Genomic DNA, 12,858 nt, shown 5'->3' with positions numbered 1-12,858 from the left:
GACCGAAAAGAAGCTTGGCGATTTGATGACGATCTTCGGCTATCCGTTTGACCATTATCAGGAAGAAAGCGATGTGACACCTATCTTGCCATATCTCCAGTATCCGGCCGAAAGCCAGTCCAACTAACGTTTAAGTTTTGTTTTGGCTCTCACTTGATTTGCGCGTTTCCGGAGCTGCTTCTTATTTTCACCCATGAGCAGAATACTCATCTGAGCCATGGTATCGAAAGCCTGAAGCGTTTCTTCTGAAAAAAATCTCGAAGCTTCGAAATCCTTGTTCACGCCAATCAATTTTTCTGGCACAGCCTCCAGCGCATGAGACATTGGGGTCCCTTCGAAAAACATCTCGTCTAATTCCGCGGCGTCTTTTCTGTAGGTAGATTGAATACTTGTCACCAATTTCGGCGGCAGAGTTACTCTTTCAGACGTTTCAGCAAGCCCAGAGATCCGGAACTGCGCAACCAACGCACGTGCCACAGCAGCTGGCATGCGGCCTTTATCCTTGGAAAACCCTTGGCGCTGTAAAAGATCGTGAAACCGTCTCAAAAGCGCGATTTGCCCTGCGGTCAATGCGGAATTCGAAAGTTGTTGTGCGTTCACTTTCGTTCCCGCCTCTCCCAACATCCATTGAAAGAAATCTTCGACTACATCCCCATTCACAAGTGCATTTCTCTGGAACAATCGCAGTGAAAACTTGTTACCGAAGGTGCTCCGCCATTTTTCAAACCGAGGCGCATAATGAAACTTTTTCTTACTGCGCGTGTTCTTAAAATGGTTGCGCAAATCATCTGCAACCTTCCCAAACTTGGCCTGTTCCGAAAAGGTCGAGACCAGTTTTTCTGCATGTGGGCGTACATAAGAAATAAGTCGCAGTCGATCGATAAAATCCGGCATTTCCTGTTCTAAGGCGTGCTTCAGATCCTCAGGGTCCACAGCTTGAAACAACTCGGCAGAAATGACCCCGAAATCGCACTCACTCGCTTTGAACTCTTCGGCGACAGAAGAAAAAATGCGTGACTGGCTGCTTTGTGCCACCGCATTGGGCATGCGGTTCTGATTGAGGCTTTCGCCAGGATAAAAAACCGTCTGTCCGCTGGGCGTTGTATATCTGCCCGACCTCAATACGGATTGTAAGGCGGTTGAACCAGTTTTCGTATCACCAAGGTGAATTACAAGTGTCTTAATCATTCACAATCACTCTAATCCGCTGTCTGAAATTCTAATGACTTCAGAAAGGCGATTTGTTCGGATGCCTTTTCAGTCTTAGGCCACGCCCGAACACATTGATCTCGCGCGCTTTCAAACACCTCTTTTTCGTCAATTGGCAGTACCTTCAGGACTGAGTTCTCATCATTAAAGAACGCATTTTCTTTTCCGGAAATTTGTCCAAGTTCTATATCAATCGGATGAAAGGCATCCATAATTTGCGCGCGCATGTCAGCGCCGAAAAGCTCGATCTCATGGGAAGCAGGTAGGTCCAAGTCAGGTGTCATATCGCTTAGCACCGACCGGAACCGACCAGAAAACGGTCGTTTCAAGGTATTGTTTCCACGCCGCGCAAGCTCATAAACCCCGCGATGCAAACTATCATTTTGCCAACGTTCTTTGTACATGCCTTTTGGCAATTGAAGCTCTGCTTGAGCAATCAAATCTGCAACAGAGCCGCCCGCAGCGCGCACATCAGCGTAATTTCGGATAATCACATTTGCATCCGGTGCTGCATCAAGCCAACCTTGCAAAAGGAGCTTGTAGTTGAAATGAATGGTTGGCGCATATTCATTCAGACCGTCGCTTGAAAGCCGCGGAAGTTTGTTTCCGAACTTCAATCGTTGGCCATGCCAAGAAACAAGATACTCATCGATGCGGCGCAGGGTCAGCATCAACGTTATATCAAAATCAGAAAACAGCTTCAGAAGTCGACCGATCATTTTTGGTGAGCGTACGCTGAAATTTGAAAAGACCTCTGCTGCCAAAACGACAGTATGCGGATCAAACATTGTGATCTGTTGAGGTAACGCATTTTCCATTTGGCGGAGCGATGGCAGATTTTGGTGATACGCGGGAACTTTACGTTCATCATCCATATTTGCCATCATCCGAAACGCAAGTGCATTATGGGGTTCGCGGATATTGATGGGCAAATGGTCTTCGTCAGGATGTGGCTTAGCCAGCCCCGAAGCCAAATAGGACAGGCCTTGGAAATCTACAAAGGGGTAAAGAATTCCGGCCTTAGCCAGCACCGGAGCATTGCGCGCAAAATAGTCCTGGATCGAAGTCGATCCGACTTTGTGATGTCCAATGAATAGGACCAATTTAGGTTTTTTTGACATCCCGAACATCTTACAACTTACTCTTTTTTGGATGCGGCATCGCGCACCTCAATAGACTGGTCGAATTGCTCTCGCCAGAATGGCTCGCCGGTCAAAATGGGGTATTTATCCTGATACTCTTTCTTGAGATCAGAATAACGACAGACAAGCTGAAAAAGGTTTCGGGCCAAACGCACGCCTTCTTCAAAGGCTCGACCCTTTGAATGGCGGACCTGGTACATCTTTTTTTTGTCGGCCGAAAAAACCGTCATCTTAGAAACACCCCAGTATATTCCAAGCGCGCCCCGATTATCGCCAACGACCGATTGCTTTGCTCCGAACACTTTGAACCCGGGAATAAGGTGTCCGTTCAACGTGAGCTTCATCAGCAAGCGAAATACCGTCGGCTTCGGCTGCGTTTGGATTGCGCCCAATGTGTTTTTCTCATCTCGCTCGATCCAGGCCTCTTCACGAGTGATCGCCTTGATGGCTGCGCGTCGTTCACTCATGTCTATGTTTTCAGCAAAGAAATCAGGGCCCTGCAAAACATCTTCAACCGCCAAGTTTACGGCTGAGACTGAGGAATAATGCATCTTTGCGATGTTCTTGAGAAAAAATTTTAATGCGATGGTTGCAAGCGCCAGTGGCCCAATCTCCATCTCTTTGATCGAAAGGTGATGTGCCATGTGGCTCCGAAGATCCAAGTACCACGTCAACGGGCTTTCTTTCTCGATAAAACTTTCCTGATAGGAAACGACGCCATTCAGACGAACAATTTCAAAACAGTTCACCAAAGAAAAACTTACGTCATCGCCGCGCACGAAAAATGGAAAAGCCAAATGGTCCACCTGCGCGACAGGGAATGCGAAAAACCACCATCCACCGTATAAATGAGGCGGCATCGCCCCCGCCACGGAACACTCTATGTCGACAACATTTTTCCACTTTCGCAGATCAACACCGCCATGCAAAGGCAGACAATTCTTGAAAAACCTTGCGCCATATTCCCACAATGCCCACGGGAACTGATCTGTCGACATGGCGCCGGAAATGGCGGTCGCATCATCACAAGCATAGGCCAGAAAATTCCAAGTCCGTTCAAGCGTCTCCATTTGGATTGAAGCATCATCATCCATAAAAAGAACGTGTGATGCACCGCGATCCCGCGCTTCTAAGAAGCCACGTGTAAAACCCCCTGCCCCACCAAGGTTTGGGCTATGTAAAACATCGACGCCTTCAAGCTGCTGATCCGGCGGAATGCTTTGCCCATTATCCACAATCTGCATTTGAAGGTATTGCTTCAGATCAGAGGTCTCTCGAAAGTCGCTAAACCGTTTCGCAGCTCGCAGCACCGACTCCTCTCGTTTGAAGGTCGTCACACTTAACGTAAGATCCGGACGCCGCTTTGGTGCATCGTGGGTAGCCCAAGCCATGCGATCAATGCGTAATGATTTCTCGGTTTCTTGTGATCTAATCCGACAGCTCAAGACGCCGCAATCAGCGGTTAGGATATCACCATGTGAAAATGAAACGAACTCTTGCAGATTAAAGACCTGCGGCTGACCAGCCGTGAGTTCGGTTTCGTAAGTCCAAGACCCGCACTGCCCTGTTTTGTTGTCCAATCCAATGGATAGAAAACACGAGCCCTCTCCCTCTACGACGAGAAACAGGCTCCCTAAGTCGCACCGGGTCTGCCAAGTGCCAAGGCTGAATACATTAAACCATCCATTGAATAGAATCCAATCCCGCGGCCCAATGGAGAGCCCGCCATCAGGCCGTAGTGCAACATCCCCCCGCCGTTCAAAGAAAAGCTCATGATCAGACCAAACCCGATCTTGCGGCCAAATGAATGTTTGTAGTGTGTGCAATTCCACGTCCCGAGAAACAAAAGTCAAAAAAACTATCTAACCGGCGTCGTCAGTAAAAGGTGCCGAAGAAGACAACAATGGGCAGAGGGCTCTATCCCTATTCATCTTCAACCCGTGCGCGTCCTCGCAACCCTTCAACGACCCGCGTCACCCAAGGCGCTTTGGCGGCTTGAATGTTCTTTCGTTTCTCACTTCCTTTCGTCAGCTGATTGATATGCCCATAAAATGAAATCGCCTCTTCAATATCGTCAAAAATATGCAGTCTTTCTTCGTGAATGACCGCGCCCATCGAACAAAAAAAACGAATTTTCTTCATACCATGATCGACCATGACAATGTCAGCGTTCTCCATCCGGTCGTAGATCAGTGCACGAGACTTCATTTTGAAATTCTCATCCCCAACGGCCCCAATTTCATCAACCAGATAAATATCAAACGGAATGGCCATGGACACCGCGAGGCTCAGTCGCGACTTTTGTCCCGAAGAAAACGTGTGAAGAGGTTGCCGAAGCTGGCTCCCCAGCTCTGAAAAATCTTCGACAAATCGGATAATCTCATCCGTATCGGCCCCATAAACGCGGGCAACAAACCGGGCCGCTTGAATGCCGGTCATCATCCCATGGAAACCGCCAGAAAAACCGACAGGATAGGAAATATTCCCATCTGTCAAAATGCGCCCACGATCGATTTCTTCAACACCTGCGATTAAATCGAGCAACGTCGATTTACCTGCTCCGTTCCTACCTAAAAGGCCAACACTTTCTCCCGTCGGGAACACAGCATTCACGTGGTCAAAAATAACATGGCGACCACCCCGCGTTGGAAAGCTTTTACGCAAGTTTTCTAAGAGTATCATAATTACTCCGCGGCTCAGCGCCTATCTCTGAGGCTCAAGGCCATTAGGGCAAAGATACCCCAAAGCGCAAAACACAAACCCGCAATCAAACCCAAAATTAACCACTTCTTTGGATAATCGGCGCGTTCGGCAAGCGTCGGGTTCTTGTGTGCTGCAAGATACACCGACTGCCGGTTTGCATCAGCACGTGCCGCATAAAACGCTGCAAGAGAGTTTTCGTAAGAAGATTCAGCAAACTTGAGCTCGACATTTAGCCGTTCAAATTCAGCGATACGGTTGGACAGCACAGATCCTTCATCATCGCCCGCCGCAGCCCCTAATTTAGAGCGCTCTTCTTCAATTTGCTGCTCAATAACCTCAATCCGTGCGTTAATCTGGATTAAACGAGGATCTCTTTGGTTGGTGTCGCGACCCAAAAGGCCTTTTTCGATCTTGGCCTCCACAAGCTGCTGTGTCAGCGCGTTCAATGGCCCGGTGGTCAGCGCAATATCGGAATCGATTGACGCAATTTGATACTGATTGCGGAAATTTGTGAGCTCTCCACGCGCCGTGCGAAGTTCCGCTTCAGCCGTCTCGAGATCTTCTTGCGCATACCTCAAAACATCCTGTGTCGCGATCGAAGAGAGCTTATTAATGATACTTGTACTCTCGTTCAGAATATCCTGTGCAATCATTTGCGCCGCATCCGGGTCGAACGCCAAAACTTGCACTTCCAAAATGCTTGCAGACGTATCGTAGGACACCGACACCATCCGGTTCCAGTAGGCGGTCTGCTCTTCAATGGTCCCACCGCGCGGCATCGCAAAAATCGGATCCCCTGTCTCCCAATCAGACCCGGCACCAGTCCAAATTTCTTCGAAATCCCGATACTTACGAATAGCTGAAACAACCTCTTGGCTGGTCAAAAAATCATACAATATATCCGTGTCATTGGTGGATGTATTCGTCAAACCAAATGCTGTTCCCAATACATCCGTTGGCGAACTGTGGTCTTCTTGTCGAACCGAAAAAGCTGTGATCGATGCAAATTGAGGCACTGCCCGTTCCGTCAAATACCAAAAAGCCGCCGCAGTCGGAGAAACCACAACAATTAGAAACGACAGTAAAACTAGGAAATGACGAAACCGGATCCTGGCTTGGCTGACAGTTGGCGGGACAATTTTTGTCATTGCCATCCGCTCGCCTTGCTCTGCGGCTTTGGACGCCATTCCGGCCAAGGCTTCCTCAGGGGTATTTGCTTGACGGATTGCCCGCATCATATCCTTAGCGCGGATATCTGAATCCTCACCCAGAGCGGACTTCAGCTGTTTTCGGGTAATATTGGCGAACGGGTCAACTTGCTCAGTCTCGTCTTCGTCAGAGCGGTTGATCGAATTCCTGTTTCGGTTTCGGCCTCGCTTGCCTTTGGGCTCTTTCATATCGCTAGATGTCGTCTCTTCCGTGTCATCTTCCACCGCAGCGCCAGCGTCTTGATCTTCAGTCTGCGACGCATCTGTTTGCGCGTTGGAGCCGGTTTCTGGCTTCTGTTTCATGACCGATCAGCTCTTCCTCATTGCCGCTTACTACTTGCATACACCCCCCCTAGAGGTCAATAATACTGGGCGTTTATGTGCCAAACCAATCGAGGTCCACGTGTCGCTAAGCACTTCACAAGCCAAGCTTCGACCCGTCGCATTTCCGCGAGGGACAACATTTCGATCCATTCTGGCCCTGCTCTTGCGGGAATTTGCGACCAATAATGCGAACGCCTTTGGCGGCGTTGCTTGGGCATTCGTAAGCCCACTTGCATCGATCATTGTCGCGACCACTATTTTTTCAGCGGGCTTCAGAAACCCGCCAATTGGTGATGTCTTTGCAATTTTTTATGCAACCGGAGTCGTCCCATTTTCAATGTTCACAGCAATCAATGGCCGACTTGGAAATGCTATCAAAGAAAATCGGAGGATCCTGAAGTATCCGCGGATCTCTGTCATGGATTGCATCCTTTCAAGACTGGTCTTCGTGATACTGATACAAACCCTGGTCGGCCTAGGGATCTACGCTGCCATTTTAGGTTTTTGGGACACAAAAACCGTTCTTAATTTCCAACCCATTCTTTGCGCTATGGCGCTGGCGATATTGCTCGGTTTCGGCGTTGGTACGGTGAACGCATATTTGTTCCGCGTGATCCCAACATGGCGACATATTTGGAGCATAGCAACAACACCCCTCTTCCTTCTGTCTTGCGTGATATATTCTTTCGAACAAGTCCCGCAACCTTTCGATGCTTGGCTCATCTACAATCCGCTTGTGCACATTGTTGCGATGTCCCGCACCGGATTTTACCACGACTATCCCGCACATCATGTCGAGCCCCTCTACCCGCTCGCGGTAGGGTTAATCCTGTCGATCATAGGCCTACTTTTGCTTACCCAAGGGCGTGCGCGGCTTTTGGCCCGTTGATATAGAAGGCGCGCAACACAAAGCAGCCGTTTGCCATTTTCTTTCCGCCCTGTTACGTCGAATGTCACCTGTAGCCTGTCTTTGTGAGCGGATGTTTTCCTTTGATCAAAATTGCACAATCCGCTGGTATAAATGACATAACTCTACCTATGGCAATGGCCGTTTCACATCAGCCTTACTCTGTGGACATCATGTACCGACCTTCCGACAGGAGAATTGAAAAATGATAGTTCTACCCAACAAGGGTCTTGGTTTTATTTCCGTTACTAAATGTGCTTCAACCACGATCGAGGCGGCCCTTTCCGGAAAGAAGGGGATATTTGTTGGTGGTACAACCGGCCTTAAGCACACAAAATACCGCTTGGTCGAACGCTATATTTTGCCATTCTTGGAAATCAAAGGAGTCGAGAAACCTCACTTTTTTGCGGTTACGCGTGATCCGGCTGACCGTTTGCTTAGCTGGTACAAATATCGGCAGCGCGACCAAATTGCGAAGGCAAGCAAAAATAGCCGTATCAAACAGAATTACACAGGCGACATAACCTTTGAGGAATTCGCTTTCGGGGCGATTGGAGAAAACCCTGAACCCAAATATAAAATTGAAACGCAAAAGTCGTTCCTAATTGGGGATACGAAAGAGATAGAGGTAGGCACTTTGATCAAAGTCGAAGCCGTAGATAGTCTTTTGCCGGTTTTACTTGATGCCTTCGCTATCGAGGCGCCCACTACAATGGAACGAAAGAACATCAGTCCAACGCCCTCCAACGCAGTGATGTCAGACGAGCTACGCGCCAAGATCAATGAATCGGAAACTTTCAAGGATGATTTTGATCTCTATCAGAGCAGCGCAAGCACGCCTGAGGCTCTATTTGAAACCATCAAGACTATTCCAATTGTAAGAAAGCGCTTGCGTAAAAAACGGCGGGCAGAGCGCGCACAACTAACAAATGAGAAATAGAAAATACATGTCCGCATTTCGGTCTTAGAATACAGTGCTCCACCACATCGAAACATCTTGGAGTAATTAGCCAATGTCAGAACCAGTTAAAAAAAACTAAAGCGCAGCCCGTCAGGCTGCCTGTGTAATCGCCCGCAACATTTGGATGCATGAGTTAAAAGTTGAAAACCCAAAAGCAAGCAACGAAAATATCGATTCTGTTCGGAAAGCCGTCCGAACAGCTCAACTTGACAAAGTCATGAAAGGCGTTCGCGCCGCAAAACGCAGCGGATTAAAAATCACCAAAGTCGAGAAATCTTGATTTTGGGATCACTCCAGCAGTTTTTCGCTGCGAGAGTGTTGAGCAAGTGTCTGGGCCCGCGCGCCGCTGAACAGTAGCTTCAAGGAGCTCACATTTATGAAGAAAATTTGCATAATTGGTGATTCTCACGTTGGTGCAATGAAACTCGGCTGGGACGAGATAAGTTCAGAATACCCAGATGTCGAAATTGTGTTCTTTGCCGCGGCCCGTAGCGGAATGCGGCAACTGACAAACGACGGTTCAGTGCTGTCGATAAAGAAGGATTTACCCCGCGAAAAAGTAGAGCAGTTGGGTGGATATGGATCGATTGACATAGAAGATTTCGATGCAATCTTATGCGTCGGTATGGGACTTCTGATCCACCCCTTCGTAAAACACCAAAGAGAGCATCTTCTGCCAGGTCAAAGCACCTCCTCCAGAACACAACATTACGTTTCCGAAGACGCATATTTGGAGAGCTGGATAGAGATTTTTGAAAAATCACCGCTTCAACATGTCCTCAACGTACTAGGAAATGCGAAAGCCTCGAGCGTGTTTGTTTCGTTTAAACCTTTGGTCAGTACAGACGTTTCGAAGAAGAAAGATAAAGTCGCGAAAGCTTATATTGAGCTAGGTAAAAACAAAAAAGATCGGGACCGTTTATGGAGCATTCTGCACCGCGGAATCGAGACCGTTTTGCCTGCCTCGGCAACGTTTTTTCCACAACCCGAAGAAACGGTTCTTAACGAACTGCTTACGAAATCTAAGTACAGTGTCCGGTCAACGCGCCTCATGGCGCCAGACGAAGAACACGGAATCGACGACCACAAACATATGAACGCGTCCTATGGCGTTGCCTACATCCGAAACTTCTTGGAACAGTTTGCAGAGTAGCTGGAAAGGTCATTGTAATGAAACATCCTTACGAGTCTCTTCCATCGAAATCCTATTGGCGGACCGGGGTTGCGGAAAAAACACCGTTTGACCTTGAAGGTTTCTACACAAAGCGCTTCGAAATTTCCAAAACGGACAAGATCGCAACCGCAGGCAGCTGTTTCGCACAGCACGTAGCGCGACATATGAAAGCAAGAGGCTTTCCAATCATAGACGTTGAGCCCCCCCTGCCTCAGATGAGCACCACTTTGGCGCAAAAGTATGGTTTTGCGACATATTCCGCACGTTATGGCAACATTTACACGACCCGCCAGCTTCGCCAACTCCTCGACGATTGCCGCGCTCCTAATTACACCAATTCCGGGAAGCCGTTCCAAAAACGTGGTGCGGTGCGTGTGGAAGATATCTTCGAAAAAGACGGCCGTTACTATGACGGTTTACGACCGAACATCGAACCAAACGGCCTCGCATCTGTCAAAGAAGTGCAGGAAATGCGTCTAGCCCACCTGCGACAAGTCCGCCGAATGTTTCGGACGATGGACGTGTTTGTTTTCACTCTCGGTCTGACCGAAACCTGGGAAAACATTGAAACCGGTACCGTGTATCCTGTTTGCCCAGGCATAATAGCGGGTGAGTTCTCTGACAAGAAATATCACTTTCGCAACCTGAGCTACCAAGAAACAATTGACGATTTCAAAGTGGTCTACCGGACGCTTATGAAGATCAACCCCAAACTCAAAATACTTGTGACTGTTTCCCCTGTTCCCCTCACAGCAACTGCAAGTAGCGAACATATTTTGAGCGCCACCACCTATTCTAAATCCGTTCTAAGAGCCGTCTGCGGTGAATTGGTCGCCACATATGAAAACATCGACTACTTTCCGTCTTACGAGCTCATTACGGCCCCAATGAGCGGCGGGCAGTTTTTCGCTGAAAACCTGCGTTCTGTTCTCGACGAAGGCGTTCAAAACGTAATGAGCTATTTCTTCGCACAGCACGATCCGCATGGCAGCTCAGAGCCCGCCACCAAAAAACCGAACAACAAAGCAAGAAAACGCAAAACCGCGTCTGACGATTTGGTGTGTGAAGAAATTCTACTGGACGCGTTCAACAAGAAATAAGTGGTAAAACCAACGCGTAAAGGGTTTGCCTCTCAAAGTGGTAAAACAAGAAACGCAGGCGTAATCTCTCCAGCTTTTTTAGCCATGATATAGGCATTTGCCGTATCCAATGCCTCGCGGATCGTAACATCCATATCCAGATATCGATAGGTTCCAAGACGTCCAACAAATGTTACGTTATTGGTTTTCTGCGCAAGTGCGACATAGTCAGCCAAGAGTGCTTTTTCCTCGACTTGCCGAATAGGATAATACGGAATGTCCTTTGGGCCGGCAGCACGGGAATATTCGCGGTAGCAGACAGATCCTACATGGCTTTCCCAAGGGCTAAAATGCTTATGCTCGGTGATACGAGTGTAAGGGACGCTCTCTTCACCATAATTCATAACTGCGCACCCCTGGTAATCCCCGTCACATGAAAACTTTTCGAAATCCAGCGTCCGATAGCCCAGACGCCCCAGTTCATAATCGAAGTAACCATCAATTGGGCCAGAAAAGAACACGTGCTGATACCCATCGCACTGTGCCCGGGTGAACGTCGTGCTCAACTGTACCTCAATGTTTGGGTGGTCCAGAATCTTCGCGACCATGTCGGTGTAGCCATTTTCCGGCATACCCTGGTATTTATGGAAAAAATAGTTGTCATCGTAATTGAACCGCACGGGTAGCCGTTTCAAAATCGACGCCGGCAATTCAGAGGGATGACATCCCCATTGTTTCACGGTGTAGCCTTTGAAAAAGGCCTCATACAAATCCGCACCCAGAAAGCGCAACGCCTGCTCTTCAAAGGTTTGGGGATCTTCAATGCTCAAATCTGCCTGCTCTTGGGTTATGAACTCAAACGCTTCTTCGGGACGTAGGGTCTTGCCAAAGAATTGGTTGATAGTGTGCAGGTTGACCGGCAGGGAATACACCCCTCCACGGGTCGTGGTTTTGACACGGTTCTTATAGGCTCTAAACGTCTGAAATCTGTTTACGTAATCCCAAACCTCTTCGTCATCGGTATGAAAAATATGAGGTCCGTAAACATGCACCATAACATTTGTTTTTGGATCGCGTTCCGTATGACAGTTGCCTGCAATATGCGGCCGGCTGTCCATGACCAACACCTTATATCCCGCTGTGGCCAGTTCCCGGCCGATCACGGCACCGGACAAACCCGCCCCAACCATCAAAACCCGTTGTGTCGTCATGCTTATTCCTGACTAAAATTACTCGTAAAAATGAGTGCCACGGCGCTCATAGCCCAGCGTTTCAGCAAAAGGAAATGTGACCTCTTCTGCCATGTGATGCAGCTGTGAATTTGACGGATGCTTCCATACTTCGGCCGGGGAGATATGAATCCGCTCCCGTCGCTCTTTCAGAACGGTCGCATTTGCCGGGGGAAACAGATGCGCATCATCCCAACTCGTTTTTGCATCATGAGGCCCAACAAAAAACGAGATGTCTTCATCCAAACCTGCCCATGTCTGGATATCCGCCACCCCTTGCTTCGGTGAAAGGGTAAAGTCTTCGTACCGCATTTGCATGAACTGTTGCGGAGCAAAATCCCTCAACAAAGCCAAACGTTTCTGACGCCCTGCCCAATTCCGCGTCCGCCGGCGCAAGACCATTGGGCGTTTCAAAACTTTAGACCAACTAACCGCAACAGCGCGCGGATCACGAACAAGGTTCAAGACCTTAAGGTTGATGTCCGGTATCAAAGACAATGCAAGTGCCAGATCAACCGACTTGGAACTGTCAATTAACATCGCGCGCCCTGCCCGATCTGCAGCAACGCGATACAAGTCTCCATACAGGTCAAGAAAGTCTTTGTTATTCTGCGCCAATTTGCTCCGGACAGAGGCGCTATCCCAATTTGTATCAGCCGCCGCGTCTTTTCCATAAGCCTCCATGCCAACAGAAATGGCTTCGAGGAATTCATCCCCATTTTTTCTGTCAGCCTTGAAACAACCGAACCCCAGTAAGGGCAGTCAGGCACGCTGTGCCCGCAACTACAGTGCGAGCCCTTCATAAAGGCCTCAGGCAAATCTCGGATCTGTCCTATGTTGAAGGCTTTTTCATGTTGAGACAGCAGCATTGAAAGAAAGGTAGATCCAGACCGCCCAGCACCAGCGATATACAGCACGTCAG

11 protein-coding genes are annotated in these 12,858 nt (G+C 48.6%); 4 read left to right on the top strand and 7 right to left on the bottom strand.

What is annotated here, in order from left to right; all coding sequences use genetic code 11:
* Positions 1–123: 123 nt before the first annotated feature.
* The 5 genes from ACTF5F_RS10555 to ACTF5F_RS10535 all read right to left on the bottom strand — a co-directional run bounded on the left by ACTF5F_RS10555 (position 124) and on the right by ACTF5F_RS10535 (position 6,565).
* Positions 124–1,188, bottom strand: a complete 1,065-nt coding sequence (locus ACTF5F_RS10555) for a hypothetical protein (protein WP_438956834.1) — start codon at positions 1,186–1,188, stop codon at positions 124–126.
* An 11-nt stretch (positions 1,189–1,199) separates the two neighbouring features.
* Positions 1,200–2,330 (bottom strand): hypothetical protein, encoded by a 1,131-nt coding sequence (locus ACTF5F_RS10550; protein WP_438956833.1) that lies wholly within the window; start codon positions 2,328–2,330, stop codon positions 1,200–1,202.
* A gap of 17 nt (positions 2,331–2,347) precedes the next feature.
* Positions 2,348–3,931 carry a glycosyl transferase gene (locus tag ACTF5F_RS10545; protein ID WP_438956832.1) on the bottom strand — a complete coding sequence of 528 codons (1,584 nt, stop codon included), beginning with the start codon at positions 3,929–3,931 and terminating at the stop codon, positions 2,348–2,350.
* A 343-nt stretch (positions 3,932–4,274) separates the two neighbouring features.
* A complete protein-coding gene (locus ACTF5F_RS10540; RefSeq protein ID WP_438956831.1) occupies positions 4,275–5,033 on the bottom strand; it encodes an ABC transporter ATP-binding protein in 759 nt (252 codons plus the stop codon).
* 14 nt (positions 5,034–5,047) lie between these two features.
* Positions 5,048–6,565, bottom strand: a complete 1,518-nt coding sequence (locus tag ACTF5F_RS10535; protein WP_438956830.1) for a hypothetical protein — start codon at positions 6,563–6,565, stop codon at positions 5,048–5,050.
* Between ACTF5F_RS10535 and ACTF5F_RS10530 the strand changes: the two genes are divergently transcribed.
* From ACTF5F_RS10530 to ACTF5F_RS10515, 4 genes are all read left to right on the top strand, one after another.
* Positions 6,564–7,475, top strand: a complete 912-nt coding sequence (locus ACTF5F_RS10530; RefSeq protein ID WP_438956829.1) for an ABC transporter permease — start codon at positions 6,564–6,566, stop codon at positions 7,473–7,475. The genes ACTF5F_RS10535 and ACTF5F_RS10530 overlap by 2 nt on opposite strands.
* Positions 7,476–7,698: 223 nt before the next feature.
* Complete coding sequence (locus ACTF5F_RS10525) at positions 7,699–8,433, top strand: sulfotransferase family 2 domain-containing protein (protein WP_438956828.1); 735 nt, start codon at positions 7,699–7,701, stop codon at positions 8,431–8,433.
* 397 nt (positions 8,434–8,830) lie between these two features.
* On the top strand, positions 8,831–9,607 hold the full coding sequence (locus ACTF5F_RS10520) for a hypothetical protein (RefSeq protein WP_438956827.1): 777 nt from the start codon (positions 8,831–8,833) through the stop codon (positions 9,605–9,607).
* Positions 9,608–9,624: 17 nt separating this feature from the next.
* Positions 9,625–10,728 carry a GSCFA domain-containing protein gene (locus tag ACTF5F_RS10515; protein WP_438956826.1) on the top strand — a complete coding sequence of 368 codons (1,104 nt, stop codon included), beginning with the start codon at positions 9,625–9,627 and terminating at the stop codon, positions 10,726–10,728.
* Positions 10,729–10,760: 32 nt separating this feature from the next.
* Here ACTF5F_RS10515 and glf read toward each other — a convergent pair whose 3' ends face one another.
* A complete protein-coding gene (gene glf / locus ACTF5F_RS10510; protein ID WP_438956825.1) occupies positions 10,761–11,918 on the bottom strand; it encodes a UDP-galactopyranose mutase in 1,158 nt (385 codons plus the stop codon).
* An 18-nt stretch (positions 11,919–11,936) separates the two neighbouring features.
* Positions 11,937–12,620, bottom strand: a complete 684-nt coding sequence (locus ACTF5F_RS10505; protein WP_438956824.1) for a sulfotransferase — start codon at positions 12,618–12,620, stop codon at positions 11,937–11,939.
* Between the last annotated feature and the right edge of the window lie 238 nt (positions 12,621–12,858).

The sequence above is a fragment of the Cognatiyoonia sp. genome, from assembly GCF_965661665.1.
GTDB lineage: Bacteria > Pseudomonadota > Alphaproteobacteria > Rhodobacterales > Rhodobacteraceae > Cognatiyoonia.
Note: the sequence above shows the minus strand (reverse complement) of the source record. Positions and strands in the feature narration are given on the sequence as shown.